A 25,069-nucleotide genomic window follows, 5' to 3' on the forward strand; every position below is an offset into this window, starting at 1 on the left:
GCTTCGGGCGGCTGGTGGGCGGGTGGGGCTGGCCCGGGGCCTGTGGTGGGTCGGGGGTTGGGCGAGCCCGGCGGGGTTTCCCGTCGCACCCGACGGGGACTGGCCCGGGCCAGGACGGGCGAGGGCACGGGTGCCAGGACGGGCGAGGGCAGGGGTGCCAGGACGGGCGAGGGCACGGCTGCTGGGCCGGGACTGAGCAGAGGTGCGGGCGGCGTACTGGGCCGGGACTGAACAGAGGTGCGGGCGGCGTACTGGGCCTCGGGGGTGACGGGACAGAGGTGGACGTCCTCCCTCGGCGGCAGCCGGGGCCCCGCATGGCTCTGCCCTCCCGGTGGGGGCCGGGAGGGCAGAGGGGTGGGGTGGGTGTTGGCTTGGGGGTGGGTCAGCCGTTGCGGGGGCCGGGGAAAGCCGTGGGTCTCACTTCTTCGCGGAGGGTCGGGCTGCCTGCCGTCGGCTGAGTCGGCATGGAGCGGGCCGCGGGGACCGTGGGCATGGCGGTGCCGACGCCGCTGACCGTGCCCACGCCGATCGTGCGGGTGGTCGCCGTCTCCGTGGCGCGCTCGGCGTCGGCCGCGGCCTGGGCGGCGGCGCGACGGGCCCCGTAACGGCGGTGCACGGCCTGCTTGGTGACCCCGAGGGCGGAGCCCACCGCGTCCCACGAGAAACCGAGCGAGCGGTCGAAGTCCACGGCGGCCGTGACCAGCGTTTCGACGCTGTCCCGCAGTTCCTGTGCGAGGCGGACGGTCGGTGCGGGCGCCCGGCCGTAGACGACGAAGCCCGTGGAGGGGCCGGAGCGGCGCGGGCGGTAGACGTTGCCCAACTGGGCGGTGAGCGTGCGCAGTGCGTCCACCTGCCGGCGGACCCGCTCGATGTCCCGCACCAGCAAGTGCAGGCTGGCCCGAGCCTGGGCGTCGTGGGTTGCGTGGTCGGCCATGAACAAGCCTCTCGAACCGGCGTTGAAAAGGATCGGGCCGCGCGATGTGCGGCCCATCTGGTCAACCCTTGTGGTCAACTCTTTCTTGACCAACGCGTTTTTGCGTGTGTGGTCACGGTGCGGGGGCGTAGGGGCATGTGCGTACGCCCCCTGGAGTGCGGTCATAGACTGGTGCGCTGCCCGCAGAATCCCGTCCGAGAGGCCCACGCCCACCCATGAGGCTTGTCTTCGCTGGTACCCCTGAGGTCGCCGTTCCCGCTCTGGATGCCCTGATCGGGTCGGCACGGCATGAAGTGGTCGCCGTCGTCACACGGCCCGACGCGCCTGCCGGCCGGGGACGCAGGCTGGTCGCCAGTCCCGTGGCCCAACGGGCCGAGGAGGCCGGGATCGAGGTGCTGAAGCCCGCGAGGCCCAGGGACGAGGAGTTCCTCGCGCGGCTCCGGGAGATCGGGCCCGACTGCTGTCCCGTGGTCGCGTACGGGGCCCTGCTGCCCCGCGTCGCCCTCGACATCCCCGTCCACGGCTGGGTCAACCTGCACTTCTCGCTGCTGCCCGCCTGGCGTGGCGCCGCACCCGTGCAGCACTCCGTCATGGCCGGCGACGAGATCACCGGGGCCTCGACCTTCCTCATCGAGGAGGGCCTCGACTCGGGCCCCGTCTACGGCACGGTGACCGAGACGGTCCGGCCCACCGACACCAGCGGCGACCTGCTGACCCGCCTCGCCTTCGCCGGCTCCGGGCTGCTGGCCGCGACCATGGACGGCATCGAGGACGGCACCCTGAAGGCCGTACCGCAGCCCGCCGAAGGTGTCACCCTCGCGCCGAAGATCACCGTCGAGGACGCCCACGTCGACTGGTCCGTGCCCGCCCTGAGGGCCGACCGGATCGTGCGCGGGTGCACTCCCGCGCCCGGCGCCTGGACGGTGTTCCGGGGCGAGCGGCTCAAGCTCATCCACGTCGCACCCGTGCCCGACCGCACGGATCTCGCCCCCGGCGTGCTCTCCGTCGGCAAGAACAACGTGTACGTCGGCACCGGTTCGTACGCCGTCGAGCTGCTGTGGGTGCAGGCACAGGGGAAGAAGCCGATGCGTGCCGCCGACTGGGCACGGGGCGTGCGGATCGCCGACGGCGAGGTTCTCGGCGCCTGAGCCGCCGTTCTCGCGGTCCGCATCGCAGCGGCACCGCGAGGTCCGGGCCGGACTGTCACGACGTACGCTGGAAACCGCACCCCTTTTCCCATATCCGGAGCACCTTTTTCGTGAGCGAGCAGCCCCGTCGGCCCCAGAAGCCCGGCAAGCCCTACCGTCGGCCCCAGAAGGACCCCGTCCGCATCCTCGCCTTCGAGGCGCTGCGAGCCGTGGACGAGCGGGACGCGTACGCCAACCTGGTGCTGCCGCCGCTGCTCCGGGCGGCCCGCGCCAAGGGCGACTTCGACGGGCGGGACGCGGCTCTCGCGACCGAGCTGGTGTACGGGACGCTGCGCAGGCAGGGGACGTACGACGCGGTCATCGGTGAGTGTGTCGACCGGCCGTTGCGCGAGGTCGATCCGCCGGTGCTGGATGTCCTGAGCCTCGGGGTGCACCAGCTGCTCGGGACGCGGATTCCCACGCACGCCGCCGTGTCCGCCTCGGTCGAGCTGGCCCGGGTCGTGCTCGGCGACGGGCGGGCCAAGTTCGTGAACGCCGTGCTGCGCAAGGTCGCCCAGCACGATCTCGACGGCTGGATCGAGCGGGTCGCGCCGCCCTACGACGAGGACCCCGAGGACCACCTCGCCGTCGTGCACTCGCACCCCCGGTGGGTCGTCTCCGCGCTGTGGGATTCCTTGGGTGGTGGCCGCGCGGGTATCGAGGAACTGCTCGCCGCCGACAACGAGCGGCCCGAGGTCACCCTGGTCGCCCGGCCCGGACGGTCCACCACCGACGAGCTGCTCCGTGAGGAGGCGGCCGTACCGGGGCGCTGGTCGCCGTACGCCGTCCGGCTCGCCGAGGGCGGGGAACCCGGGGCCATCGACGCCGTACGGGACGGGCGTGCGGGTGTGCAGGACGAGGGCAGCCAGCTCGTCGCCCTCGCCCTGGCCAATGCTCCGATCGACGGGCCCGACAAGGCCTGGCTCGACGGGTGCGCCGGGCCCGGCGGCAAGGCCGCGCTGCTCGCCGCCCTGGCCGCCGAACGCGGGGCCGTGCTGCTCGCTTCCGAGAAGCAGCCGCACCGGGCCGGGCTGGTCGCCAAGGCGCTGGACGGCAACCCGGGGCCGTACCAGGTCGTCGTCGGGGACGGGACCCGGCCGCCGTGGCGGGCCGGCAGTTTCGACCGGGTGCTGATGGACGTGCCGTGCACCGGACTCGGCGCCCTGCGCAGGCGGCCCGAGGCGCGCTGGCGGCGACGCCCCGAGGACCTGGACGGCTTCGCGCCGCTCCAGCGCGCGCTGCTGGCCACCGCGCTGGAGTCGGTCCGCGTCGGCGGGATCGTCGGCTACGCCACCTGCTCGCCGCACCTCGCGGAGACCAGGGCCGTCGTCGGCGATCTGCTCAAGCAGCACCCGGACACCGAACTCGTCGACGCGCGGCCGCTGCTGGAGGGCGTCACCGATCTCGGCGACGGGCCCGACGTGCAGCTGTGGCCGCATCTGCACGGGACCGACGCCATGTATCTGGCCCTCATCCGACGGACCGGTTGATCTTCGAGGCGGCGTCCGGCTCCGGGGCCGTTCTCCCGCCGTCCTCCCGGGCGAGGCGATGCGGCCACCAGACCTTCGGACCCACGTCCAGGAACAGGGCCGGGACCAGCACGGACCGGACCACCAGGGTGTCCAGGATCACGCCCAGGGCCACCGCGAAGCCGATCTCCGCGAACGCCACCATGGGCAGCGTGCCCAGGGCCGCGAACGTGCCGGCCAGGACCAGGCCCGCCGAGGTGATGACCGAGCCGGTCGTCGACAAGCCCGTCACCACACCCTTGCGGGTGCCCTGGCGGGCCGCCTCCTCGCGGATACGCGTGGTCAGGAAGATGTTGTAGTCGATGCCCAGCGCCACCAGGAAGACGAAGACGAACAGCGGGAAGTCCGTCGACTCACCCGCGTAGTCGAACAGGTGGCGGAACGCGAGGGCGCTGATGCCCAGGGCCGCCGCGAAGGACAGCACCACCGTGCCGATCAGCAGCAGCGGGGCGATCAGTGCCCGGAGCAGGGCGCACAGGATCAGCAGGACCACTGCCAGGACCAGCGGGATGATCAGCAGGTTGTCGTGCGTCGTCGCTCTGTCCATGTCCAGCAGCGCCGCCGTACCGCCGCCCACCTGGGCGTCCGCGTCCGGCACCGCGTGCACGGCGTCCCTGACCCGCTCCACGGTCTGTTTCGCGGCCTCGCTGTCCGCGGGGGCCGTCATCGTGGCCTCGAACAGCACCTTGTCCTCGAAGGAGGGTTTCGTGCCCGGCGGCAGGCTGAGGGAGGTCGGCACCACACCGCGCGTTCCGGCCACCGCCCGTCGGACCTCCTGGGCCTGTGCCTGGTCGCTGATGACGACGAGCGGATCGCCGCTGCCCGCCGGGAAGTACCGCGCGGACACCTCCTGGCCGACGATCGAGTCCGGTCTGTCGGTGAAGGCGTCGGCGTTGCTCAGCCCCTCGGCGCGCAGCTGCATCAGGCCGAAGGAGCACGCGATCAGGGCTGCCGCCGTGACGCCCCAGATCATGCGCGGGCGGACGGAGATACGCCGGCCCATCCGGGCCCACAGGCCGCGCTCGGTCGGGTCGGGCGAGCCGTTGTGCGGGATCACCGGCCAGAAGATCCAGCGGCCGCAGATCACCAGCAGGGCGGGGAAGAGCGTCATCATGGCCAGCAGGGCCACCGCCACCCCGATCGCCGCAACCGGGCCGAGGCCGCTCGTCGAGTTCATCTCGGCGGCCAGCAGGACCAGCATGCTGAGGACGACCGTCGCGCCGGACGCGATGACGGCGGGGCCGGCGCGGTGCAGCGCCAAGGCCATCGCCTCGTGGCGGTCCTCGTGCCGGCGCAGCTCCTCCCGATAGCGGGCGACCAGCAGCAGGGCGTAGTCCGTCCCCGCTCCGAACACCAGTACGGTGAGAATGCCGGCACTCTGTCCGTTCACCGTCAGGCCCGCGTGTTCGGCGAGGAAGTAGATCAGCGCCTGAGCGGTGAAGAGGGCCACGACGACACCCAGCAGGGGCACCACCAGCAGGGTGGGGCTGCGATAGGTGAGCAGCAGCATGACGACGACCACGCCCATCGCGGCGAGCAGAAGTGTCGAGTCGATGCCGTTGAAGGCCTCCGAGAAGTCCGCCGACGTACCCCCGGGACCCGTGATGTGCACGGTCAGCCCCGCCGCACCGGTAGCGGCGGCGGCCCGGATGGAGTCGACGGCGGGCGCGATCCGCTCCCAGCCCTTCTCGTCCATCGTGATGGGTACGAAGATCTGCGCGGCCCGCGGATCGGCGGCACGGTCGTACACCGGCCCCCGGGTCTCCGCACCCCGGATGCCATGGTCCCGCAACTTCCTGAGCTGCGCCGCGTCCTCACTGATCCGCCCCCGGTCCGCCGCGGTGAGCCCGCCCTCACGCGCGTAGACCACGATCGCGGGAATCTGCTCGGGCCTGAAGTCCTCGGACAGATGGAGAACCTGAGTGGACTCCGCAGACCCAGGCAGCCACGAGGCCGCGTCATTGTCCTGGGCATCGGTGAGCTTCTGCGCAAAGGGCGCAGTCAAGAAAAGCACCACCAGCCACAACACCAACACCAGCCACTTGGCACGCCGCCCACAAACGAGATAGGCAATCCCACGGTTCCCGCTCATACCAACCTCGAGTGGTCCTGGCAAGGGGCGCGGGGAACTGCGCGAACAACCACAACGGACCCGCGCCTTGCACACAACCCTTGCCAGATCGGCCCCGCCCGCACAACCCCCGGAGGGCATGGCAGGCTTGGGGCATGGCCGCGCAGATCAACCCCAGTATCCTGTCCGCCGACTTCGCCCGACTCGCCGAGGAGGCGAAGGCGGTCGAAGGGGCCGACTGGCTTCACGTCGACGTGATGGACAACCATTTCGTACCGAACCTCACCCTCGGTGTGCCGGTCGTAGAGTCCCTCGCACGGGCGACGGAGACCCCGCTGGACTGTCATCTGATGATCGAGGACCCCGATCGATGGGCGCCGCAGTACGTGGAAGCGGGTGCCGGTTCCGTCACCTTCCATGTGGAGGCTGCCGCCGCGCCTGTGCGGCTCGCCCGCGAGATCCGGGCGCAGGGCGCCCGGGCCTCCATGGCCCTCAAGCCCGCGACCCCGATCGAGCCGTACGAGGACCTGCTGCCCGAACTCGACATGTTGCTGATCATGACGGTCGAGCCGGGTTTCGGCGGCCAGGCGTTTCTCGACATCATGCTCCCCAAGATTCGCCGCACCCGCGAGTTGATCAGCAAGCACGGCCTTGAGCTGTGGCTTCAGGTCGACGGGGGAGTGGCCGCCTCCACCATCGAGCGCTGCGCCGAGGCCGGCGCGGACGTCTTCGTCGCCGGCTCGGCGGTGTACGGCGCCGCGGACCCGGCCGAGGCGGTACGCGCACTGCGCGCCCAGGCCGACGCGGCGACCGCCGGTGCGAGCTGGGCGTGCGACCACTGAGCCAAGGGAACGTGAACGACGTACTTCTGGGCAGATCAAGTACTCGGGATCTGACAGGATGAACGGCGAATCCAGAATGTGAACAGCAGCGAGTGAAGAGCAGTGAGGAGATCGCCGTGTCGGGTATGTCGGCGGGCCGGTCAGCCATGCGGATGGGACCCGCTGAGCTGGTGCAGGCGGCGGCCATGGCCCGCCGCTTCTACCTCGAGGGCAAGTCCAAGATCCAGATCGCCGAGGAGTTCGGCGTCAGCCGCTTCAAGGTGGCCCGGGTGCTGGAAACCGCTCTCGAACGGGATCTGGTGCGGATCGAGATCCGTGTTCCGGCCGAACTGGACGCCGAGCGCTCGGACGCGCTGCGGGCCCGGTACGGCCTCAGGCACGCGGTCGTGGTCGAGTCCCCGGCGGAGGCGGAGGAGTCGCCCGATCCCGAGAACCTCGGTGAGGTGGCCGCCGATCTGCTCGGCGAACTGGTGAACGAAGGGGATGTGCTGGGCCTCGCCTGGGGCCGCTCCACCATCCACATGGCGGCGGCCCTCGACCGGCTGCCGCCCTGCACGGTGGTCCAGCTGACGGGCGTGTACGACGCCGGAACCGCCGAACGCGGCTCCGTCGAGGCGGTTCGCCGCGCGGCGCAGGTGTCCGGCGGCGACGCCCACCCCATCTACGCCCCGATGCTGCTGCCCGACGCGGCCACCGCCGCCGCGCTGCGCAGCCAGACCGGGATCGCGCGGGCCTTCGAGTACTTCGACAAGGTCACGGTCGCCTGTGTCTCCATCGGCTCCTGGGAGGCCGGCATCTCGACGGTGCACGACATGCTCAGCGACGAGGAACGCGGTCACTACGCGTCCCTCGGAGTCGCCGCCGAGATGTCCGCGCACCTCTTCGACGCGGACGGGCGTCGGGTCGGCCGGGACCTCGGGGAGCGGTGCATCACCGTCAAGGCGGACCAGCTCCGCCGGGTCCCCGAGGTCGTCGCGATCGCGGGCGGACAGCGCAAGGCGCCGGCGATCGACGCGGTACTGCGTTCCGGGCTGGTCACCAGCCTGGTGACGGACACCTCGGCCGCGGACTATCTGCTGACGGCGGGTCCGACGCCCAAGCCGGCGCTCAACAGGGCGGATCCCGACGGGATCTGACGGGATCCAACGGGATGTAAAGGTGCGGGCGATGCCCGGGTCCGCTCCAGGGCCCGGGCATCGCTCTGTTCGGCGGGGGCAGCCCTCCTCAGTCGTCCTCGCCGCCCTCCGGGTCCACGTGCGGCAGCAGCCGGTCCAGCCATGCGGGCGTCCACCAGGCATGCGCGCCCAGCAGCGTCATGACCGCCGGCACCAGCAGCAGCCGTACGACCGTCGCGTCGATGAGGACGCTCACGGCGAGCCCCAGGCCGAGCATCTTCACCACCACGTTGTCGCTCACGACGAACGCGGCGAAGACGCTCACCATGATCAGGGCCGCGCAGGTGATCACCCGGGCGGTGATCTCCAGCGCGTGGGCCACGGACGCGCGCGCGTCGCCCGTACGCAGCCAGGCCTCGTGGACGCGGGAGAGCAGGAAGATCTCGTAGTCCATGCTGAGCCCGAAGATGATCGCGAACATCATCATCGGCACATAGCTCTCGATGGGCACCTTGCCCTCCACCCCGAGCGCGGGCCCGCCCCAGCCCCACTGGAAGACGGCCACGACGACGCCGTACGAGGCCGCGATCGACAGGACGTTGAGCACGGCAGCCTTCAGCGCCACCAGCAGGCCACGGAAGACCGCCAGGATGATCAGGAAGGCCAGGGCGACGACCACGCCGATGATCAGCGGGAGGCGGCTCGCGACGATGTCGCGGAAGTCGACCTGGGCGGCGGTCGTGCCGGTCACATAGCCGTGTGCCGCCGTCTTGGAGACGGCGTCGGGCAGGGTGTCGTCCACCAGGCGGTTCGTCAGGTCGGTGGTCGTCTCGCTCTGCGGCGCCTCCTTGGAGTAGACCGTCCCGACCAGGACGTCCCCGTCCTTCGTCGCGGTGAGCGGGGTGACGGTGGCTGCGCCCGGTACGTCCGTCAGCGCCTTCGACGCCTGCGAGGCGAGGGCCGAACGCTGGTCGGAGGGCACCTTCGACTGGTCGATGACCACGGTCAGCGGGCCGTTGGAACCGGGCCCGAACGACTGCGCCATGATGTCGTACGCCCGCCTGTCCGTGAACGACTTCGGATCGGCGCCGTCCCCGATGTGGCCGAGCTGGATGGACAGCACCGGGATCGCCAGCACCAGTACGGTCACCACCCCGCCGGCCAGGAACCACCAGGGGCGCCGCTCGACACGCTGTGCGTAGCGGTGCCAGGTGCCGTGTTCCGCGGCCTCGTCGGCGTCGGCGCCGGACGCGGTCTCGGCGATCGGACGGCGCACCCGGTAACGGTCGATACGGCGGCCGATGAGCCCCAGCAGCGCCGGGACCAGGGTGAGGGCGCCCACGACCGCGGAGACCACCGTCACGGCGGCGGCCACGCCCAGCTTGCCGATGAAGCCGACCCCGGAGACGAACAGCCCGGCCAGCGCGACGATCACCGTGCACCCGGAGACCAGGACCGCGCGCCCGCTGGTGGCGGTGGCGCGCCCGGCGGCTCGTACCGGATCGTCGCCGTTCATCAGGTTCTGCCGGTGCCGGGTGATCAGGAACAGCGCGTAGTCGATGCCCACGCCGAGGCCGATCATGGTGGCCAGCGTGGGGGAGACCGTGGCGAAGGTGAACGCTGTCGCGAGCAGCCCGAGGCAGGCCAGCCCGCCGATCACGCTGATCAGCGCGGTCAGCAGGGGGATGCCCGCGGCGAGCACGCTGCCGAAGCCGACCAGCAGGACGACGATCGCCACGGCGAACCCGATCAGCTCGCTGATCCGGTCGTCGGCGTCCGGCCGCGCCAGCTCGCCCAGCGGACCGCCGTACTCGACCTGTACGCCGGCCGACCGCAGCGGCTTCACCGAGTCGTCGACGCCGTGGAGGTAGTCGTCGCCGAGGGTGGAGGGCTGGATGTCGAAGCGGACGGTGATGCAGCCGGTCTTCGCGTCGCTGGACAGCGGTCCGACCGACTGTGTGCCCGTGGGCTGTGAGCCCGGCGGTGGCAGCGGATTCTGCACGGACAGGACATGCGGGAGTTTCTGCAGGTCGGAGACTGTCTGGGACATCTGGGTGGACATGTCGGTCAGTGGTTTGGCCGAGTCCCGCAGCACGATCTGGCTGCCGTAGCCGCCGGCCGCCGGATCGTGCTTCTTCAGGACATCCAGGCCCTGCTCCGACTGGACTCCGGGCAGGGAGAAGTTGTCGGAGTACTCGCCGCCGAAGGAACGGTTGAGGACCTGGAGCGCGGCGAGCGCGATCAGCCAGGCCACGATGACGATCACGAAGTGCCGGGCACACCACTCGCCCAGTCGGCGCAGTCTCCCACGCCGGTCCTTGCGTCCCCCCGCTGCTGGTGCTGGCATTGCTGTCTGCGATGACATGCGCGGCTCCCGCCGGAGACTGGCCGATCATCCTCATTGAACGACTCGCCGATCAACATGTCCTGTTGAGAGGCGGTCACACAGGTCCTCGCACAGGTGCTCGCCCCGTTTTCCGCCCGGGTCCTCGTTGTCATGGGGCGGGCGGTGGGATCTACTACGACGATGATCACTTCGACTTCTCGCGACTCCTCACGGCGGTACTGAGATGACCGACCACCCGCTCGCACCGGTGTTCGCGGGCCGCACGCCCGCCGGTGTCCTGTCCTGGCCCGCCGACCTGCCGGCAGAGCGCGCGCTCGAAGCCGCCCGCGAGGCCGGCTGGGAGGCCGCCGACCTCGACCTCACGGACGTCTCGGACAGGGCGGGGCTGATGACGGCCTGTGCCACCGTGATGCGGTTCCCGGACTACTTCGGCGCGAACTGGGACGCCCTGGCGGACTGTCTCGGCGACCTGGGCGGGTGGCCCGCGAGCCGCGGCAGGCTCCTTCTCGTCCGCAACTGGCAGGAGTACGCGGCGGCCCGGCCCGAGGAGTGGAACACGCTCCAGGAGATCTTCGCCGACGCCGCCGCGAGCTGGCGGGAGACGGACACGGGGCTCGCGGTGGTGATGGTGCTCGCCGCGACTCCGTAGCGGTGGTGCGCCGGGCGTTGCCGGTCGGAGGATGGCACGAGCGGGCCGGTGGGCCGTCTGGACGATCCGACCAGGCGGTTTCAGGTCACCGGCATGGGACAATGAGGTACGTGCTCTTCCCCCTGGCTGTCCTGTCCGGGGGCAACCTCTGATCCACCGGGATGTGCAGCACGTGCGTTTCCTCAACGACATCCAGCCCCCGTACGACCTGACGTACGACGACGTCTTCATGGTCCCCAGCCGTTCCTCCGTCGGCTCCCGGCAGGGCGTGGACCTCAGCTCCCCCGACGGCACCGGTACGACGATCCCGCTGGTCGTCGCCAACATGACCGCCATCGCGGGCCGCCGGATGGCCGAGACGGTCGCGCGGCGCGGCGGGCTCGTCGTGATCCCGCAGGACATCCCGATCGAGGTCGTCACCGACGTCATCTCCTGGGTGAAGAGCCGTCATCTCGTCCTCGACACACCGATCGTCCTCGCGCCCCACCAGACCGTCGCCGACGCCCTGGCCCTGCTGCCCAAGCGGGCGCACAACGCGGGTGTCGTCGTCGACGCCGAGCAGCGGCCGGTCGGTGTGGTCACCGACGCCGACCTGTCCGGGGTGGACCGCTTCACACAGCTCTCCGAGGTCATGTCGAAGGACCTCCTGCTCCTCGACGCCGACATCGACCCGCGCGAGGCCTTCAACCGCCTCGACGGCGCCAACCGCCGGTACGCGCCCGCCGTCGACGCCGACGGCAGGCTCGCCGGCATCCTCACCCGCAAGGGCGCGTTGCGTGCAACCCTCTACACACCGGCCACGGATGCGAACGGCCGGTTGCGGATCGCCGCCGCCGTCGGCATCAACGGCGATGTGGCCGGCAAGGCGCAGCAACTGCTCGACGCGGGCGTCGACACGCTCGTCATCGACACCGCGCACGGCCACCAGGAGTCGATGCTCAGCGCCATCAAGCTGGTCCGCGACCTCGACCCGCACGTTCCGATCGCCGCGGGCAACATCGTCGCCGCCGAGGGCGTCAGGGACCTGATCGAGGCAGGCGCCGACATCATCAAGGTCGGCGTCGGACCGGGCGCCATGTGCACCACCCGCATGATGACGGGCGTGGGCCGGCCGCAGTTCTCGGCGGTCCTGGAGTGCGCGGCCGAGGCGAAGAAGTACGGCAAGCACGTGTGGGCGGACGGCGGGGTACGCCACCCCCGCGACGTCGCGATGGCGCTGGCCGCCGGTGCGTCCAACGTCATGGTCGGCTCGTGGTTCGCCGGGACGTACGAGTCCCCGGGCGACCTTCAGCAGGACGCCTCCGGGCACCTCTACAAGGAGTCCTTCGGCATGGCGTCGGCGCGTGCGGTGCGCAACCGTACGTCGGAGGAGTCGGCGTACGACCGGGCCCGCAAGGCGCTGTTCGAGGAGGGCATCTCGACCTCCCGGATGTTCCTCGACCCGGCCCGGCCGGGCGTCGAGGACCTGATCGACTCGATCATCGCGGGCGTCCGCTCCTCCTGCACCTACGCCGGGGCCAACTCCCTCGAGGAGTTCGCCCAGAAGGCCGTCGTGGGCGTCCAGAGCGCGGCCGGGTACGCAGAGGGCAAGCCGCTCCACGCCAGCTGGAGCTGACGCGGCGTGCTGAACGATCTCGACGAACGGATTGTGCACGCCCTCGCCGAGGACGCGCGTCGTTCCTACGCGGACATCGGGCAGTTGGTCGGACTGTCCGCGCCCGCCGTGAAGCGACGCGTGGACCGGCTGCGGGAGAGCGGGGCGATCACCGGGTTCACCGTGCGGGTGGATCCGGCGGCGCTGGGGTGGGAGACGGAGGGGTTCGTCGAGATCTACTGCCGGCGGAACACCTCGCCGGAGACGATCCGGCGGGGGCTCGAGCGATATCAGGAGGTGGTGGCCGCGTCGACCGTCACCGGGGAGGCGGATGCGATGGTGCAGGTTTTCGCCTCTGATATGCGGCACTTCGAGCGGGTGCTTGAGCGGATCGCGGGGGAGCCGTTCGTTGAGCGGACGAAGTCCGTGTTGGTGTTGTCGCCGTTGTTGCGGAGGTTTTCTTCTGGGTCGCCCACGTAGATGGCGATGCGGATACGTGGGCGGGTGCGGGTCCGCTGTGGCTGTTCGCGCAGTTCCCCGCGCCCCTTTATCGTCCCGCTGGTTTTCTTGACAGGGCGTTGTTGGCGATCGAGTTGTGGACGCTGAAGCTCACCGCGTCGCCTCTGTAGCGGTCGTCGGACCATTCGACCGGGCGGCCCTCTCTGGTGGTTGTCACCCGGCGGACGCGTAGCAGGGGGCTGGTGCGGCGGATGTCGAGGAGTTCGGCGTCCTGGGCGCCGGCCGCCACCGCGTCGATGACGTGTTCGCCGTATGCGAAGACCAACCCGGTGTCCTCGAAGAGGCGTTGGGTGACCGAGGGGCAGTCCGGCTCGATGGGTTCCACGGACGGGGCGATCCAGTCGGCGTAGACCGTGCGTTCCAGCAGGACCGGTTCGCCATCCAGGCCGCGTACCCGCAGGACGTGCAACACCCTTGTCTTCTCGCGGAGTTGGAGGCGGAGCGCGTCCTCCGTCGTCGCCCGGCGGTACTCCTGGTGCACCACCTGGCCCGTCGCTTCGCGGCCCATCGCGCGCGCCCACTGGGCGAAGCTGCGCAGTTCCTCGAAGGTCTGGCTGCGGCGGCTGGCCAGGACCACCCGGCGGGCGCCCTGGCGGGAGCCGATCAGCCCCTCGGCCGTCAGGGCCGCCACCGCCTGGCGGATCGTGCCGCGCGCCACGCCGTAGTGGCTCGCGAGCTCCGTCTCCGGAGGCAGACGGCTGCCGACGGTGTACTGCTCGCGGTCGATCGCCCGGCGCAGCTCGTCGGCGATCTCCTCGTGTCGCGCCGTCATGCTTCCCCTCTGGGTTCGTCGCTGTGCACAGCGTGACCAGCCTAATCGACGTCCGTGAACTGTCCCCGCGCAGCGGAAAAGTGCAGGGAATCAGGGGTCAGTGTTTCGCCAGTGTTTACGGGCGTGATACCAGCGGAAGTCCTACTGAAGCCAACTTGTTCAGACAAGTTCTCCGCACCACCTCAACCCTCGTGCGCACCCCTGGAGAGACCGTGATCGTGACCCTGCCGAGAACAGCCGTCCGCGGCGGCGCCCTCGCCGTCGTCGCCGCGCTCGCCCTGAGCGCCTGCGGCGCGGCCCCCGACGACACGTCGACCACCGCGAACGGCAAGAGCGCGGCCACCGCGACCTCGGCCGCCGACTTCGGCGGCATGGACAAACTGGTCGCCGCGGCCAAGAAGGAGGGCACGCTGCACGCCATCGCGCTGCCCCGCGACTGGGCCAACTACGGCGCCCTGATCGACGGTTTCCAGAAGAAGTACGGCATCAAGATCGAGGTCGAGAACCCGGACGGGGCAAGTCAGGACGAGATCAACGCAGTTACCTCCCGCAAGGGCCAGGACCGGGCGCCCGACGTTCTCGACCTCGGCAGCTCGTTCGCGCTGAGCGCCGCCCAGCAGGGGCTGCTCGCGCCGTACAAGGTCGCCTCCTTCGCCGACATACCCGAGGGGCAGAAGGACCCGGAGGGCCGGTGGTTCAACGACTACGGCGGCTACATCTCCATCGGGTGCGACGCCAAGCGCGTGAAGGCCTGCCCCACCACCTTCGCCGACCTGCTGAAGCCCCAGTACAAGGGCCAGGTCGCCCTCAACGGCAATCCCACCAAGTCCGGTTCGGCGTTCGCCGGCGTCTGGGCGGCCTCGCTCGCCAGCGGCGGCTCCTTCGACGACATCCAGCCCGGCCTCGACTTCTTCGCCAAGCTGAAGAAGAACGGCAACTACACGCCCGTCGAGTCGACCCCGGCCACCGTCGAGAAGGGCGAGACGCCGATCAGCATCGACTGGGACTACCTCAACGCCGGTTACGCCGACGAGTTCAAGTCCAAGGGCGTCGACTGGACGGTGACCGTCCCCAGCGACGGCGAGTTCTCCCAGTACTACTCCCAGGCCGTCAACAAGGACGCCCCGCACCCGGCCGCCGCCCGGCTGTGGCAGGAGTACCTCTACAGCGCCGAGGGCCAGAACCTGTGGCTCAAGGGGTACGCCCGCCCGGCCCTGATGCCCGCCATGGAGAAGGCCGGCACGCTCGACACGGCCGCCGCCGCCAAGCTGCCCAAGGTCTCCGGCACGCCGTCCTTCCCGACCGAGGCCCAGCAGGCCAAGGCCAAGACCGTGCTGGCCCAGGGCTGGGGCAAGGCCGTCTCCGGATGACCGCCACCCTCACCCGGGTCGACGCGATGCCCGCCGCTTCCGTGAAGCGGCGGCGTCGCGCCCCCGGCTGGCTCGCCGTACTCCCGCTGCTCGCCTTCGTGGCGGTCGCCTTCGGAGTGCCCGCCCTGGCCATGCTGAACGGTGCCTTCACCGTCAAGAACCAGACCACCGGCGCCACTTCGTACACCACTGCCAATCTGACCGACTCCCTCCAGGGCGCGTATCTCACCGCCCTGCTCGGCAGCGTCAAGCTGTCCGCCGTGTCGGCGCTCATCGCGACCGTCCTCGGACTGCCGCTCGCCCAGGCCGTGGTGACCTCCCGCTTCCGCGCGCTGCGCGAGGCCGTACTCACCGCCTCCGGAGTCCTCGCCAACTTCGGCGGGGTGCCGCTGGCCTTCGCCTTCGTCGCCACCCTCGGCAACTCCGGTGTGCTGACCAGGCACCTGGGACTCACGGACAAGGGCTGGAGCCTCTACAGCTTCTGGGGACTGGTGATCGTCTACCTCTACTTCCTGATCCCGCTGATGGTCCTCACGATCACCCCCGCGCTCGACGGACTCAGGTCCCAGTGGCGTGAGGCCGCCCGGAACAACGGCGCCACCAACGTCCAGTACTGGCAGCACGTCGCCCTGCCCGTGCTGCTGCCCTCGCTGCTCGGCGGGTTCGTGCTGCTCTTCGGCAGCGCCTTCGCCGCGTACGCCACCGCCGCGGCCATGGTGGGCAGTTCGATCCCGCTGGTCACCCTCCAGATCGCCGACGCCATCTCCGGCAACGTGCTCGTCGGCCAGGAGAACGTGGCGCTCGCCCTCAGTCTCGACATGGTCCTGATCGCGGGCCTGGTCATGGCCGTCTACCTGCCCCTGCAACGGAGGAGCGCGCGATGGCTCGCCTGAACCTGTGGCGCTGGGTGGTCCTGACCGGCGCAGCGGTCTACTTCCTCGTCCCGCTCGCCGCCTCCGTGATCTTCACGGTCGACGTACCCGGCGAGGGCGTCACCTTCGACGCGTACAGCCAGATCGTCGGTGCCGACGGCTTCCTGCCCGGCCTGACGCTCTCCCTCGAACTGGCCGCCGCCACCATCGCCGTGGTCCTCCTGCTCATGGTTCCCGCGATGGTCGCCCTGCGGCTCGGCGCACCCCGGCTGCGGCCGGTCGTCGAGGTGATCTGCTCGCTGCCGCTGGTCGTCCCGCCGATCGCGTTCGTCGCCGGGATCTCGACCGTCCTCAAGTGGGGCCCCGAACACCTCTCCCGTACGCCCCTGTTCCAGACCTTCGTCGCCATCCAGAACCCGGACTTCCCCGTCGTCCTCGTGCTCGCGTACGTCGTGATGGCGTTGCCCTTCGTCCATCGGTCGCTGGACGCCGGGCTGCGCGCGATCGACGTCCGCACGCTGGTGGAGGCCGCCCGCAGTTGCGGTGCGAGCCCGGTCCAGGCGCTGGTGACGGCCGTGCTGCCCAACCTGCGCGGGGCGCTGCTCAACGCCTCCTTCCTCACCCTGGCCCTGGTGCTCGGCGAGTTCACGGTGGCCCAGCTGCTCGGGTTCCAGCCGTTCGCCGTGTGGATCTACAGCGTCGGCGGTTCGCAGGCCCAGTTGTCCGTCGCCGTGTCCGTGCTCAGCCTGCTCGTCACCTGGGCCCTCCTCCTCGCGCTCGCCGGGCTCGGCGGGCGTTCCCGAACCGCCGCCGCCAAGGGATGAACCACATGACGCTCGACAAGGCAGCAACCGTCGAATTCCGGGGACTGCGCCGGGAGTTCGGCCCGACCGTCGCCCTCGACGGACTCGACCTCGATGTGCGGCCGGGGGAGCTGCTCGCGCTGCTCGGCCCGTCCGGCTGCGGCAAGACCACCGCCCTGCGCATGCTCGCCGGTTTCGAACACCCCGACTCCGGCGAGGTGTTGGTCGACGGCGCGGACGTCACCCAGGTGCCGGCCCACCGCCGGGACGCCGGCATGGTCTTCCAGTCGTACAGCCTCTTCCCGCACCTCAGCGCCCTCGACAACGTGGCCTTCGGACTGCGCATGCGCAAGGTGCGTACGTCCGAACGGCGAGCCCGGGCAGCCGAGTTGCTCGACCTCGTGGGCCTCGCCGACAAGGGGGAGCAGTTTCCGCACCAGCTCTCCGGCGGCCAGCAGCAGCGCGTCGCACTCGCCCGCGCACTCGCGCTGCGTCCACGCGTACTGCTCCTCGACGAACCGCTGTCGGCGCTCGACGCCAAGGTACGGCTCACGCTCCGCGAGGAGATACGCCGCCTGCAACAGGAACTCGGCATCACCACCCTGTTCGTGACGCACGATCAGGAGGAGGCCCTGTCGATGGCCGACCGGGTCGCCGTGATGCGCTCCGGGCGACTCGAACAGTGCGCTGCGCCCGCCGAGTTGTACGGCAGGCCCGCCACCGCGTTCGTCGCCGAGTTCGTCGGCACGATGAGCCGGATCCCGGGGCGCCTGTCCGGCGGCTCGGTCGAGGTGCTCGGGCAGCGGCTCCCGGTCGACGGCGGGGCGCCGGACGCCGTCGAGGTCGACGTGCTGGTGCGGCCCGAGGCGGTCCGGGTCGTCGCCGAGGCGGCCGGTGACGCACGCGTCGTCGCCACGGCGTTCCTCGGCGCGGTCACCCGGATCACCGTACGACTCGGCGACGGCACCGAGGTGAAGGCCGACCTGCCCGCGCACGAGGCCGCCACGCTGGGCGCGGGAGCCGCCGTGCACGTGTCGCTGCCGGAGCGGCCGGTGCTGGTGGCCGAGCGCGCGAACCGTCCGTGAATCCGTGAGAGAGAGAAACGTGTCCCCCCACATCCCCCACACCTCCGACACCCGCCATGAACCGCAACTCCCGCTCCAGGCAGTCTTGTTCGACATGGACGGCACCCTCGTCGACACCGAGCGGCTGTGGTGGGAGGCGGTGGAGCAGGTCGCCGGGAGGCCGCTGACCGAGGCGGACCAGCCGGAGGTGCTCGGCCGGCCCGTCGAGCACACCGCCGACTGGCTGGCCGCCGCCACGGGCGCGGAGACCGGGAGCCTCGCCGCCGAACTGCACCGGGAGTTCGCGGACCGCGTCCGCACCGGCATCGTGCCCCGCCCCGGTGCCCTCGCCCTGCTCGACGCGCTCGCCGAGGCCGCCGTCCCCACCGCCCTGGTGACCGCCTCTCCCCGGGCCGTCGCCGACACGGTCATCGAGGTGCTCGGCGTCTCCCGCTTCGCGGTCTCCGTCACCGCCGACGACACCGAACACACCAAGCCCGCCCCCGACCCCTACCTCGCCGCCTGCCACGCCCTGGGCGTCGACCCCGCAGCCTGTGTGGCCGTCGAGGACACCGAGACCGGCGTCACCTCGGCGGAGGCAGCGGGCTGCGCGGTCCTCGCCGTCCCGTCGCTCGCCCCGATCGAGCCGGCGCCCGGCCGCACGGTCCTGCCCACCCTGTCCGGCGTCACCGTGGCGGCTCTCGCCGCCATGGTCGCCCCCGAGCAGCAGCTCCGGGTGATGACCTGGAACCTGTGGCTGGGCGGCACGAAGATCGACGATCACCGTGCGAAGCAGCTCAAGGTGATCGCCGAGACGGGCGCGGACGTCGTCGGCCTTCAGGAGACCGACGGCACCTCCGCCCGCGAACTGGCCGACGCGCTCGGCTGGCACCACCACCAGGCGGGCCCGAACCTGGGCGTCATCAGCCGGTATCCGATCACCGCGCGCCACGGTGACCCGGACGTCGGCTTCTACGGGGCGACCGGGGTACGCGTCCGGCTGGACGCGGGGCAGGAGGTCGACGTCTGGAGCGCCCACCTCGACTGCGCGCCGTACGGGCCCTACGAGGTCCACTTCAACGGGCTTGCGGCGGGGGAGGTGATCGCGAAGGAGGCGGGGCGGCTGGAGCGGATGCGGGAGATCCTGCGGCGGATCGGGGATTCCGCCGCAGGCGACGACTCCGGTGTACCCGGTGTACCCGTCGTGCTCGTCGGGGACTTCAACACGCCGTCGCATCTGGACTGGCCGGGGGTGGAGTGGCCGGTGACGAAGGTGGCGGAGGAGGCGGGATTGCGGGACTCCTACCGGGAGGTGCATCCGGATGCGGTCCTTGAGCCCGGTCATACGTGGTCGCCGGTTCATGTCGAGCACGAGGACGGGAGTGGGAGGGTGGAGCCGCAGGATCGCATCGACTTCGTGCTGTCTGGGGGGAGGGGGCTGAGGGTGCTGGATTCTCGGGTGGTGGTGAGTGGGGTGGCGCGTGTGTGGCCCGAGGTGGCCGGCAACGCCTGGCCCTCGGACCACGCGGCGGTACTGACGACGTTCGGGGTGCGCTAGAGGGTTTTCGCCCCCGCCGCCCCTACCCGTCCCATCCGTCCTCGGGGGCGCTGCCCCCGAACCCCCGCTCCTCAAACGCCGGAGGGGCTGGTTATCAGCCCGTCCGGCGTTTGAGGACGAGCGCGTTCAGCGCGAAAGGGGGGTCTGGGGGCGCAGCCCCCAGGGATGGGACGGGTAGGGGCGGCGGGGGCGAGAACAATGAATCGCCACCCCGGTGGCATTTCGCGCAACGATTCGTTCGCCGGTGCGCAACGGCTGCTCCTTGTCGTCCCGCCCCACCCCGCCGTACCGTCTATCTGGCCCCCAACCCCCCTTAAGCCCCTGCAAGGACCCCGCATGCGCACCGCCCTCCTCCAGAGCTCCGGCCGCCCCGGATCGCTCGTAGGGAACCTCAAGGTGCTCGACGAGGCCGCGGAACGCGCCGCCGCCGCGGGCGCCGAACTGCTGGCCGCACCGGAGATGTTCCTCACGGGGTACGCGATCGGCGACGGCGTCCGCCGCCTCGCCGAGCCCGCCGACGGCGAGTCCGCCGACGCGGTCGCCGAGATCGCCACGCGGCACGGCCTGGCCATCGCCTACGGCTACCCCGAGCGGTCCGGCGAGCAGGTCTACAACTCCGCGCAGCTCATCTCCGCCGACGGCGACCGTCTCGCCAACTACCGCAAGACCCACCTCTTCGGCTGCTTCGAGCGCGATCACTTCACGCCGGGCGAGCAGCCCGTCGTACAGGCAGAACTGGGCGGTCTGCGGGTCGGCCTGATGATCTGTTACGACGTCGAGTTCCCGGAGAACGTCCGCGCCCACGCCCTCGCCGGCACCGACCTCCTCCTCGTCCCGACGGCTCAGATGCATCCGTTCCAGTTCGTGGCCGAATCCGTCGTACCGGTGCGGGCGTTCGAGAACCAGCTGTATGTCGCCTACGTCAACCGGGTCGGCCAGGAAGGGGAGTTCGAGTTCGTCGGGCTCTCCACGCTCGCCGGCCCCGACGGAGTCGCCCGTACCCGGGCCGGCCGCGGTGAGGAACTCCTTCTCGCCGACGTCGACCCCGTTCTCCTCGCCGCCTCCCGAGAGGCGAACCCGTATCTCCAGGACCGCCGTCCCGGCCTCTACGGCTCCCTCGGCCGAGTCACCTGAGTCACCCTTCTTCTCCCCTCGCTCACCTCACCTGTTTCGCCCGCAAGGAGTCCGTACCCCATGACGTCCACGGTGCCCACCGCCGTCCAGCACGCCGACGCGCAGCAGCCGCCGATCACCATGTTCGGGCCGGACTTCCCCTACGCCTACGACGACTTCCTCGCCCACCCGGCCGGCCTCGGGCAGATTCCCGCGACCGAGCACGGCACGGAGGTCGCCGTCATCGGTGGCGGGCTGTCGGGGATCGTCGCCGCGTACGAGCTGATGAAGATGGGCCTCAAGCCCGTCGTGTACGAGGCCGACCGGATCGGTGGGCGGCTGCGGACCGTCGGGTTCGACGGCTGCGACCCCTCCCTCACCGCGGAGATGGGCGCGATGCGCTTCCCGCCCTCCTCCACCGCCCTCCAGCACTACATCGACCTGGTGGACCTGGAGACCCGGCCGTTCCCCAACCCCCTTGCCCAGTGCACCCCTTCGACCGTCGTCGACCTCAAGGGCGAGTCGCACTACGCGGAGACGGTCGACGACCTGCCGCAGGTCTACCGTGATGTCGCCGAGGCCTGGAGCAAGTGCCTCGAAGAAGGTGCCGACTTCTCCGACATGAACCGGGCCCTGCGTGAGCGTGACGTCCCGCGCATCCGCGAGATCTGGGCGCGGCTCGTCGAGAAGCTCGACAACCAGACCTTCTACGGCTTCCTCTGCGACTCCGAGGCCTTCAAGTCCTTCCGGCACCGTGAGATCTTCGGCCAGGTCGGCTTCGGCACGGGTGGCTGGGACACCGACTTCCCCAACTCGATCCTGGAGATCCTGCGGGTCGTCTACACCGAGGCGGACGACCATCACCGGGGCATCGTGGGCGGCAGCCAGCAACTGCCGCTGCGGCTCTGGGAACGCGAGCCCGGGAAGATCGTCCACTGGCCGTACGGGACCTCCCTCGCCGCCCTGCACGTGAACGGCGTACCGCGCCCGGCCGTGACCCGTCTCCACCGCACCGCCGGCAACCGGATCACCGTGACGGACGCGGGCGGCGACATCCGTACGTACCCGGCGGCGATCTTCACCGCCCAGTCCTGGATGCTGCTCTCGAAGATCGCCTGCGACGACTCGCTCTTCCCGATCGACCACTGGACCGCCATCGAGCGCACCCACTACATGGAGTCCAGCAAGCTCTTCGTCCCCGTCGACCGGCCCTTCTGGCTCGACAAGGACGAGGTCACGGGGCGGGACGTGATGTCCATGACCCTCACCGACCGTATGACGCGCGGGACTTACCTCCTTGACGACGGTCCGGACCGGCCCGCCGTCATCTGTCTCTCGTACACCTGGTGCGACGACAGCCTCAAGTGGCTGCCGCTGTCCGCGAACGAGCGGATGGAGGTCATGCTGAAGTCGCTCGGCGAGATCTATCCGAAGGTCGACATCCGGAAGCACGTCATAGGTAGCCCGGTCACCGTGTCCTGGGAGAACGAGCCCTACTTCATGGGCGCGTTCAAGGCCAACCTGCCCGGTCACTACCGTTACCAGCGGCGCCTGTTCACGCACTTCATGCAGGACCGGCTGCCCGCCGACAAGCGTGGACTGTTCCTTGCCGGTGACGACATCTCGTGGACGGCGGGCTGGGCCGAGGGCGCGGTCCAGACCGCGCTGAACGCGGTCTGGGGCGTCATGCACCAGTTCGGCGGGACCACCGATCCGACCAACCCCGGCCCCGGCGACGTCTACGACGAGATCGCCCCCGTCGAACTCCCCGAGGACTGAGTGCGGTTCGGGCTGAGAGGATCAGATTCCGGCCGCCCGTGCGGTCTCGTACAACTCGGCGCCCAGGTCCTTGAGTTCGGCCGCGTTCCGCGGGGCGTCGCCGAACTCGAAGAAGAACGCGGCCAGGCCGACCTCGGCGTGGGCGGCGAGGTCCGTCACGATCTGGTCGACGCTGCCCTGGAAGGGCCGGCGGTCGGCGCCGTCGTACGCCTTCGCCGTGTGGGCGAGGTTCACCCGCACCACCGTCTCCATCGGCCTGGTGCGGCCCTTCTCGGCGGCGAAGTCCCGCACCTGCCGCCACGTTCGACGAGGCGCGTCAGGGACGTCTTGCTGAAGGCGGGCAGGAATATCGGGATCGGCCGGGCGGGCTTCGGGCCGACCACGGCCGAGGCTGTCTTCGTCAGGCGGCCGTCGAAGCTGACCGGGTCCGGGCCCCAGACCGCCCGGCACACGTCGAGGACCTCGTCAAGGACCTGGCCGCGCTCGGCGAACGGGGCCACCCCGGCGGCGGCGTACTCGTCGAGGGACCAGCCCGTGCCGAAGCCCGCCACCACCCGGCCGCCGCTCGCCGCATCCAACGTGCCGAGCATGCGCGCCAGTCGGAAGGGGCCGTGCAACGGGGCGACCAGCACGCTGGTGCCGAGGCGGGCGCGCTCGGTGGCCGGCGGCCGGCGTCAGCGTCACCAGCGGCTCGGCGACATTGCGGTACGTGTCGGGCCAGGGGACGCCCGCCATGCCGTACAGGCCCTGGGTCGCGGGCTGACCAGGCGGACGGCCGTGCTCGCGCTCCTTCGCGAGAGATCTCCTGGAGATCGCAAGAGGTGCTGTCGCCGTCGAACGAACAACGTTCATCCAGTTGTGGCGGAGACCCTGCGCGGGAGTGGCCGGATCAGTCCGGCAACGGAGTGAGGAGCATGCGGCTCGCGAAGCCGACCGCCGCGTCGAGTCGGTCGGTGAACTCCTCGGCCACATCGGGCAGTCGGCGCAGCGCCCAGAGTGCGCGGGCGGCGGTCCAGGTGGCGGCTCGGGCCCGTTCCATGCTCCACGCGCCGAGCAGGTGGGTGAGCGGATCGGCGATCTGGAGCAGGTCGGGACCCGGCATCAGCTCTTCGCGGAGGCGCTCCTCCAGCGAGACGAGTAGATCACCCACCTGCTCGAACTCGTCCTCCAGATCGGCCGGTTCGCAGTCGAGCGTACGACAGGAGTCCACGACGGCGAGCGCCAGATCGTGCCCGATGTGCGCATTGATGCCCGCGAGTGCGAACTGCACCGGCCGTACGCCCGGATGACGGCGGAACTGCAGCAGCGGGCGCCAGCACGCGGGCGCGTGGCCGTCCTCGGCGACCCGCAGATACAGCTCGGCGAACCGCACGTCCAGGGTGATCGCGGCCTCCGGGTCGGGGAACGCGCCGGCCTCCAGGCGCCGGTCGAAGGCCTCCGTCACCGCGAGGTAGACACGGTTGAAGACCGCCAGCCCGTCGCGCGGCGGCAGTTGGGCATCCAGCGCGCTCATCCGGGAGACGACACGGTCGACGGGAGTGGTGAACTGTTCCAATTGCACCATGAAGGCAGGGTCCCAGTCCTAGGCTGGCGCACGTGCCGCCGGGCCGGACGCTTACCCAGAACGGGGGAACGCGCCCGCCGCGGCAGAGAAGGGGGAACAGTACGTGTCAGGCTCGCGCGCCCAGCGCCTGGCCGCGCGCCGGGCCGAACGCAGGCGCGCAGCCCGGCGTTCGCTCATGGTCGCCGCCGCCTCGATGGTGGTCGCCCTCGGCACCGCCACCGGGCTGCTCTCCGCACTCGACGACAACGGCGGCGCCGGACTCGACGCGGCCGAACTCGAGGTGACCAGCTCACCCCTGCTCGCCCCGCTGCCGGCCGTGTCGTCGGCATCCCCGGCGCCGAGCGCCACCAAGTCGCCGTCCCCGTCCGCCCGTTCGACGGAGGCGAGAAGGCCGAGCCGTACGCCGGCGCCCCCGCCCACGAGGACGGAGCCCGCGCCGGAGCCGAAGCGGGCGCCCGTCCCCGTGTCCCCCCGCCTCTACCGCAACCCCGACTCCCAGGTCCTCGACTGGGTCCGCGCCAACCGTGACGATCCGCGCCGCCCTGTCATCGAGGCGGAGATCGCCGACCGTCCGGCGGCGGTCTGGTTCGCCGACTTCTCGCCCGCGACGATCGCCTCCCGGGTCCGCGCGGTCACCGCCGGCGCGGCGGGCGCCGGCCGGGTCCCCGTCCTCGTGCCGTACGCCGTGCCGGACCGCGACTGCGGCGGCGCCTCCCAGGGCGGCGCACCCGACCTCGGCGCGTACGACGGCTGGATCGACGCGTTCGCGGCGGGACTGGGCTCCGACGAGGTCATCGTGATCCTCGAGCCGGACTCGGTCGCCCTGTCCGACTGTCTCTCCCCGGCGCAGCGAGCCGCCCGGTTCGCCTCGCTGGCCCGCGCGGGCCGCGCCCTCAAGGCCGCCAACCCCAACGCCCGCGTCTACTACGACGCGGGCCACTCCGGATGGAACGCCCCCGTCAAGCAGGCGGCCCTGCTCCGTCAGGCGGGCGCCGCCTCGGCCGCGTCCTCCGACGGCGTCTTCAGCAACGTCTCCAACTTCCACCGCACCGACGACGAGATCGCCTACGACCGACAGATCCTCGACGCTCTCGGCGGCCCCGCAAGCCTGGGCGCCGTGATCGACACCAGCCGCAACGGCAACGGCGCCCCGGCCGACGGCGAGTGGTGCGACCCGGCCGGCCGGAAACTCGGCCGTGCGCCGACGGCGAGCACCGGCGAGGCGCGGATCGACGCCTATCTGTGGGTCAAACTGCCGGGGGAGTCGGACGGCTGCAAGGGCGCGCCGGGCACGTTCACCGCGTCATACGCCTACGACCTGGCGCGCTGAGCGGGCCGGGGGATGAACCTGAGCGTGCGCTTAGGATGCGGGTGCGCAAGTAGCTGC

20 protein-coding genes and 1 pseudogene are annotated in these 25,069 nt (G+C 70.9%); 15 read left to right on the forward strand and 6 right to left on the reverse strand.

What is annotated here, in order from left to right:
• Nucleotides 1-382: 382 nt before the first annotated feature.
• Entirely contained in the window at nt 383-934 is a 552-nt protein-coding gene (locus PV396_RS25355) for a hypothetical protein (protein WP_319208252.1), read from the reverse strand.
• A gap of 215 nt (nt 935-1,149) precedes the next feature.
• Here PV396_RS25355 and fmt point away from each other — a divergent pair, with 215 nt between their 5' ends.
• Nucleotides 1,150-2,082 carry a methionyl-tRNA formyltransferase gene (gene fmt, locus PV396_RS25360; RefSeq protein WP_319208254.1) on the forward strand — a complete coding sequence of 311 codons (933 nt, stop codon included), beginning with the start codon at nt 1,150-1,152 and terminating at the stop codon, nt 2,080-2,082.
• 110 nt (nt 2,083-2,192) lie between these two features.
• Nucleotides 2,193-3,611, forward strand: coding sequence for an RsmB/NOP family class I SAM-dependent RNA methyltransferase (locus PV396_RS25365; protein ID WP_319208256.1), 1,419 nt, complete (start codon nt 2,193-2,195; stop codon nt 3,609-3,611).
• Here PV396_RS25365 and PV396_RS25370 read toward each other — a convergent pair.
• Complete coding sequence (locus tag PV396_RS25370; protein WP_319208258.1) at nt 3,592-5,742, reverse strand: MMPL family transporter; 2,151 nt, start codon at nt 5,740-5,742, stop codon at nt 3,592-3,594. The two genes, PV396_RS25365 and PV396_RS25370, sit on opposite strands and share 20 nt — an antisense overlap.
• Nucleotides 5,743-5,876: 134 nt before the next feature.
• Between PV396_RS25370 and rpe the strand changes: the two genes are divergently transcribed.
• Nucleotides 5,877-6,563, forward strand: coding sequence for a ribulose-phosphate 3-epimerase (gene rpe, locus PV396_RS25375; RefSeq protein WP_319208260.1), 687 nt, complete (start codon nt 5,877-5,879; stop codon nt 6,561-6,563).
• A gap of 92 nt (nt 6,564-6,655) precedes the next feature.
• Nucleotides 6,656-7,699, forward strand: a complete 1,044-nt coding sequence (locus tag PV396_RS25380) for a sugar-binding domain-containing protein (RefSeq protein WP_319208262.1) — start codon at nt 6,656-6,658, stop codon at nt 7,697-7,699.
• Nucleotides 7,700-7,787: 88 nt separating this feature from the next.
• On the opposite strand, the gene PV396_RS25385 is transcribed toward PV396_RS25380, so the two are convergent.
• On the reverse strand, nt 7,788-10,025 hold the full coding sequence (locus PV396_RS25385; RefSeq protein ID WP_319208264.1) for an MMPL family transporter: 2,238 nt from the start codon (nt 10,023-10,025) through the stop codon (nt 7,788-7,790).
• Between the two features lie 223 nt (nt 10,026-10,248).
• Here PV396_RS25385 and PV396_RS25390 point away from each other — a divergent pair, with 223 nt between their 5' ends.
• From PV396_RS25390 to PV396_RS25400, 3 genes are all read left to right on the forward strand, one after another.
• Nucleotides 10,249-10,674 (forward strand): barstar family protein, encoded by a 426-nt coding sequence (locus tag PV396_RS25390; RefSeq protein ID WP_319208267.1) that lies wholly within the window; start codon nt 10,249-10,251, stop codon nt 10,672-10,674.
• A gap of 172 nt (nt 10,675-10,846) precedes the next feature.
• Nucleotides 10,847-12,289 (forward strand): GuaB1 family IMP dehydrogenase-related protein, encoded by a 1,443-nt coding sequence (locus PV396_RS25395; protein ID WP_319208449.1) that lies wholly within the window; start codon nt 10,847-10,849, stop codon nt 12,287-12,289.
• A gap of 6 nt (nt 12,290-12,295) precedes the next feature.
• Entirely contained in the window at nt 12,296-12,748 is a 453-nt protein-coding gene (locus PV396_RS25400) for an Lrp/AsnC family transcriptional regulator (protein WP_319208269.1), read from the forward strand.
• 67 nt (nt 12,749-12,815) lie between these two features.
• On the opposite strand, the gene PV396_RS25405 is transcribed toward PV396_RS25400, so the two are convergent.
• Nucleotides 12,816-13,559, reverse strand: coding sequence for a GntR family transcriptional regulator (locus tag PV396_RS25405; RefSeq protein ID WP_319208272.1), 744 nt, complete (start codon nt 13,557-13,559; stop codon nt 12,816-12,818).
• A 212-nt stretch (nt 13,560-13,771) separates the two neighbouring features.
• Here PV396_RS25405 and PV396_RS25410 point away from each other — a divergent pair, with 212 nt between their 5' ends.
• The 7 genes from PV396_RS25410 (at nt 13,772) to PV396_RS25440 (ending at nt 22,118) form a co-directional block, all read left to right on the forward strand.
• Nucleotides 13,772-14,929, forward strand: a complete 1,158-nt coding sequence (locus PV396_RS25410) for an ABC transporter substrate-binding protein (RefSeq protein WP_319208274.1) — start codon at nt 13,772-13,774, stop codon at nt 14,927-14,929.
• Entirely contained in the window at nt 14,926-15,822 is an 897-nt protein-coding gene (locus tag PV396_RS25415) for an ABC transporter permease (RefSeq protein WP_319208276.1), read from the forward strand. The genes PV396_RS25410 and PV396_RS25415 overlap by 4 nt, the downstream gene beginning before the upstream one ends.
• A complete protein-coding gene (locus PV396_RS25420; RefSeq protein WP_319208278.1) occupies nt 15,810-16,625 on the forward strand; it encodes an ABC transporter permease in 816 nt (271 codons plus the stop codon). Before PV396_RS25415 ends, PV396_RS25420 begins: the two co-directional genes overlap by 13 nt.
• 5 nt (nt 16,626-16,630) lie before the next feature.
• On the forward strand, nt 16,631-17,689 hold the full coding sequence (locus tag PV396_RS25425) for an ABC transporter ATP-binding protein (protein WP_319208279.1): 1,059 nt from the start codon (nt 16,631-16,633) through the stop codon (nt 17,687-17,689).
• Between the two features lie 19 nt (nt 17,690-17,708).
• Nucleotides 17,709-19,226 carry an HAD-IA family hydrolase gene (locus tag PV396_RS25430; protein WP_319208281.1) on the forward strand — a complete coding sequence of 506 codons (1,518 nt, stop codon included), beginning with the start codon at nt 17,709-17,711 and terminating at the stop codon, nt 19,224-19,226.
• Nucleotides 19,227-19,562: 336 nt separating this feature from the next.
• A complete protein-coding gene (locus PV396_RS25435) occupies nt 19,563-20,360 on the forward strand; it encodes a carbon-nitrogen hydrolase family protein (protein ID WP_319208282.1) in 798 nt (265 codons plus the stop codon).
• A 60-nt stretch (nt 20,361-20,420) separates the two neighbouring features.
• Nucleotides 20,421-22,118 carry an NAD(P)/FAD-dependent oxidoreductase gene (locus tag PV396_RS25440; RefSeq protein ID WP_319208283.1) on the forward strand — a complete coding sequence of 566 codons (1,698 nt, stop codon included), beginning with the start codon at nt 20,421-20,423 and terminating at the stop codon, nt 22,116-22,118.
• Nucleotides 22,119-22,139: 21 nt separating this feature from the next.
• Here the strand turns inward: PV396_RS25440 and PV396_RS25445 are convergent.
• Nucleotides 22,140-22,880, reverse strand: a pseudogene (locus tag PV396_RS25445) (LLM class flavin-dependent oxidoreductase); the annotation flags it as partial.
• A gap of 127 nt (nt 22,881-23,007) precedes the next feature.
• Entirely contained in the window at nt 23,008-23,682 is a 675-nt protein-coding gene (locus tag PV396_RS25450) for a DUF5995 family protein (protein WP_319208285.1), read from the reverse strand.
• 175 nt (nt 23,683-23,857) lie between these two features.
• Here PV396_RS25450 and PV396_RS25455 point away from each other — a divergent pair, with 175 nt between their 5' ends.
• Nucleotides 23,858-25,012, forward strand: coding sequence for a glycoside hydrolase family 6 protein (locus PV396_RS25455; RefSeq protein ID WP_319208451.1), 1,155 nt, complete (start codon nt 23,858-23,860; stop codon nt 25,010-25,012).
• Nucleotides 25,013-25,069 lie beyond the last annotated feature (57 nt).

The sequence above is a fragment of the Streptomyces sp. ME02-8801-2C genome, from assembly GCF_033793965.1.
In the GTDB taxonomy this organism is placed as follows: Bacteria; Actinomycetota; Actinomycetes; order Streptomycetales; family Streptomycetaceae; genus Streptomyces.

What these genes read in the sequence shown, in the direction of transcription:
- PV396_RS25455 (WP_319208451.1), top strand. Translation starts at nt 23,858, where the DNA reads ATGGTCGCCGCCGCCTCGATGGTGGTCGCCCTCGGCACCGCCACCGGG.
- PV396_RS25450 (WP_319208285.1), bottom strand. Translation starts at nt 23,682, where the DNA reads ATGGTGCAATTGGAACAGTTCACCACTCCCGTCGACCGTGTCGTCTCC.
- fmt (WP_319208254.1), top strand. Translation starts at nt 1,150, where the DNA reads ATGAGGCTTGTCTTCGCTGGTACCCCTGAGGTCGCCGTTCCCGCTCTG.
- PV396_RS25425 (WP_319208279.1), top strand. Translation starts at nt 16,631, where the DNA reads ATGACGCTCGACAAGGCAGCAACCGTCGAATTCCGGGGACTGCGCCGG.
- rpe (WP_319208260.1), top strand. Translation starts at nt 5,877, where the DNA reads ATGGCCGCGCAGATCAACCCCAGTATCCTGTCCGCCGACTTCGCCCGA.
- PV396_RS25355 (WP_319208252.1), bottom strand. Translation starts at nt 934, where the DNA reads ATGGCCGACCACGCAACCCACGACGCCCAGGCTCGGGCCAGCCTGCAC.
- PV396_RS25435 (WP_319208282.1), top strand. Translation starts at nt 19,563, where the DNA reads ATGCGCACCGCCCTCCTCCAGAGCTCCGGCCGCCCCGGATCGCTCGTA.
- PV396_RS25420 (WP_319208278.1), top strand. Translation starts at nt 15,810, where the DNA reads ATGGCTCGCCTGAACCTGTGGCGCTGGGTGGTCCTGACCGGCGCAGCG.
- PV396_RS25440 (WP_319208283.1), top strand. Translation starts at nt 20,421, where the DNA reads ATGACGTCCACGGTGCCCACCGCCGTCCAGCACGCCGACGCGCAGCAG.
- PV396_RS25405 (WP_319208272.1), bottom strand. Translation starts at nt 13,559, where the DNA reads ATGACGGCGCGACACGAGGAGATCGCCGACGAGCTGCGCCGGGCGATC.
- PV396_RS25390 (WP_319208267.1), top strand. Translation starts at nt 10,249, where the DNA reads ATGACCGACCACCCGCTCGCACCGGTGTTCGCGGGCCGCACGCCCGCC.
- PV396_RS25385 (WP_319208264.1), bottom strand. Translation starts at nt 10,025, where the DNA reads ATGCCAGCACCAGCAGCGGGGGGACGCAAGGACCGGCGTGGGAGACTG.
- PV396_RS25415 (WP_319208276.1), top strand. Translation starts at nt 14,926, where the DNA reads ATGACCGCCACCCTCACCCGGGTCGACGCGATGCCCGCCGCTTCCGTG.
- PV396_RS25370 (WP_319208258.1), bottom strand. Translation starts at nt 5,742, where the DNA reads ATGAGCGGGAACCGTGGGATTGCCTATCTCGTTTGTGGGCGGCGTGCC.